Source organism: Streptomyces alkaliphilus, from assembly GCF_014141535.1.
GTDB lineage: Bacteria > Actinomycetota > Actinomycetes > Streptomycetales > Streptomycetaceae > Streptomyces > Streptomyces alkaliphilus.
The window spans coordinates 1-2,559 of record NZ_VKHT01000754.1; the positions used below are offsets into that span (position 1 = coordinate 1).

A 2,559-nucleotide genomic window follows, 5' to 3' on the forward strand; every position below is an offset into this window, starting at 1 on the left:
GTCGCGCTGACCCCGGGGCCCGTGGTTCCGCCGGCACCCACCGACGGGACCGCGCACCGCTCTGTTCCCCACCCCCGGGCGGTGCGGCGTCCGGGGCACGGATCGGACCGCTCCGGCCGGACGCCCTCGGCTTCCGACCCGGTCCGTCCGAGCCGGGGCCGTCCGGGCCGACGGAGCCCCGACCACCGGTCGGACGGCCGTTCCACCGAGTCGGGACGGCCGCTCGGGAAGCAGCGTAGGGGCGACCCGGGCCCCCGAACCCCCTCACCCGGGGGAATTCGGGGAATCCGGGGAACCCGGGGAATCCTGGATAACGGCGGGGAGGCGCCCGGCGGGCGGGCGTCAGGGGCGTCATGGAGCGCGCGGTGCGCGATGGGGGCGCGCGGCGGGATCACGGGGAACGCGGACCGGGTCCCGGCGCGGCGGAGACCCGGGGGGCCCGGGGACCCGGAGGAGAGACGCCCCGGTCGGAACGCACGACGCGGGGGCGGGGGCACGCCGGCGCCCCCGGCGTTCCCGCGTCAGCCGTACAGCTTGCTGCCGGCGCGGCGGTGGCGCGCGGTGCGGCGCGCGTCCACCGAGTGCGCGCCGGCCCCGGCCAGCGCCAGCGTGAGGAAGCCGAACAGGTACGGCAGGTCCGGCCCGAAGTAGTAGGGGTCGGTGGACCAGCTCACCGTCAGCCAGAAGGAGAACGAGAGCAGCATCCCGCCCAGCGCCGCGAGCCGGGTCAGCACGCCCAGCAGCACGCCGGCGCCGACGGCGATCTCGGCGACCGCGACGGCGTGGCCGAACGGCCCGGGGTTGGCCAGCACGAGATCCACCATCCACGGCACGGCGGCCCGGTCCCGGCCGAACTCCAGCATCGTCTCGATGGCCCGCTGGTCCATGGCCGCGCTGAAGGGACCCCACGAGGTGTACTTGTCGATACCCGCGTAGAGGAAGGTCAGGCCGAGGAAGAGTCGCAGCGGCAGCAGGGCCCAGCGGGAGACCGGTGGCGGGGCGCCGTCCGGGCCGCCGCCGGTGGAGGGGGTGATCGTCCGTGCGGTCGCCGCCATGGCACGCTCCTCGGGCCGGGTCGGTGTTCGACAACGGGCGGCCGGGGCGGCCGGGCGGGGCCGGTCCCACCGGCGGCCGGGCGGTCAGTCTGCCACGGGCGGAGGCGCCGGCGACGGGGGCGCGGGGGACCGGGCGGCGTTCTTCGTGCGGATCCGATCAATCGGGGCCCGGACGGCGCCGCCCGGGCTCACCGGGCGGCGGCGAGCAACGGGTCGATGGTGTCGCGGAAGGTGTCCGCCGGCTGGGCCCCGACGACGGCGTGCCCGTTGATCAGGAAGGAGGGCGGCACGGCGACGCCCAGCATGCCCGCCTCCTCGGCGTCCCGGGCCACGGACTCCACGATCTCCTCGCGGTCCAGGTCGGCGACGAACCGGTCGAGGTCCGGCACGCCGGCCTCCCGGGCCAACCCCACCACGCCCTCCTCGGAGAACCGACCGCTGTCGCGGTGGGTGTCCACCGCGTACGCCGCCTCGTAGAACTCGCGGAAGCGGTCCTGTTCGCCGGCGGCCCGGGCGGCGCGCGCCGCGAGGTCGGACTCCGGGCCGTGGATCGGGAAGTTGCGGAACTCGATGCGCAGGTCACCGGCGTCCACGTACTCGTCGATCAGCGTCGGCTCGACCTCCCGCACCCAGCGCCCGCACACCGCGCACTGGAAGTCGGCGTACATCAGCATCACGATCGGCGCGTCCGGCTCGCCGATGGCCAGGGGATCGTCGCCGTCGCGGCGGGCCAGCGTGTGGATGGGGTGGTCCCCGGGGATGGGGGTCACGGCATCCGTGTCCCCGGGCCCCTCGGCCGCGTCGGTCGGCGCGGTCGGCTCGGAGGAGCCGCCGGCACCGGCGAAGAGGCCGGCCATGCCGCTGATCACCATCGCCCCGACCACGAGGGTCGCCAGGGCGATGACGACGACGGATCGGTTCCTGCGGGAGTTCCTGCCGGTGAACATCACGCCATCCAGTGTGCGGGACCGCGCCGCGTACCCCCGAACGGGGGACGGATACCCTCCCCGCATGGACTTTCTCCGGGACATCCTGCTCGCCCTGCACATCATCGGCATCGCCGCGCTGCTGGGCGGTTTCCTCTTCCAGATGAAGGCGATGGGCGCCGGCACGGCACGGATGCTGCCCGGCATGTGGCACGGCGCGCTGGTGATGCTGGTCACCGGCGTGGCGCTGGTGGGTCTGCTGGAGGCGGGGGACGGGACGGTCAACCACATCAAGGTCGGCGTCAAGCTGCTGATCCTGGTCGTGATCGCCGCCCTGGTCTACCTGCGCCGGGACGACGAGGCGGTGCCCACGCCGGTCTTCGGCACCGTGGGACTGCTGACCGTCGCGAACATCTTCATCGCCGTCCTGTGGTGAGCGGCCCGGCCGCCACCGGCTCCCGTCGGACGGAAGCCGCGCCCACCGGCCGGTGACCGTCCGCCCGGCGGATCCTCCGCCCCGTGCCCTCCCTCCGCCCCGTGGCGGGTCGGGAGGGCACCGTCGTTCCCGGGGGTTTTCC

The 2,559-nt window shown here is 75.1% G+C and carries 3 protein-coding genes; 1 reads left to right on the forward strand and 2 read right to left on the reverse strand.

Annotated features, from left to right (window positions below; translation table 11 throughout):
- Positions 1 to 521: 521 nt before the first annotated feature.
- Together FNQ90_RS19395 and FNQ90_RS19400 are read right to left on the reverse strand one after the other, a co-directional pair.
- The gene (locus tag FNQ90_RS19395) at positions 522 to 1,055 is read right to left on the reverse strand and encodes a DoxX family protein (protein WP_143625081.1); all 534 of its coding nucleotides are present in this window, start codon (positions 1,053 to 1,055) and stop codon (positions 522 to 524) included.
- 188 nt (positions 1,056 to 1,243) lie between these two features.
- The gene (locus FNQ90_RS19400) at positions 1,244 to 2,002 is read right to left on the reverse strand and encodes a DsbA family protein (protein ID WP_182607537.1); all 759 of its coding nucleotides are present in this window, start codon (positions 2,000 to 2,002) and stop codon (positions 1,244 to 1,246) included.
- A gap of 64 nt (positions 2,003 to 2,066) precedes the next feature.
- Here FNQ90_RS19400 and FNQ90_RS19405 point away from each other — a divergent pair, with 64 nt between their 5' ends.
- Positions 2,067 to 2,417 carry a hypothetical protein gene (locus tag FNQ90_RS19405; protein WP_143617737.1) on the forward strand — a complete coding sequence of 117 codons (351 nt, stop codon included), beginning with the start codon at positions 2,067 to 2,069 and terminating at the stop codon, positions 2,415 to 2,417.
- Positions 2,418 to 2,559: the final 142 nt, after the last annotated feature.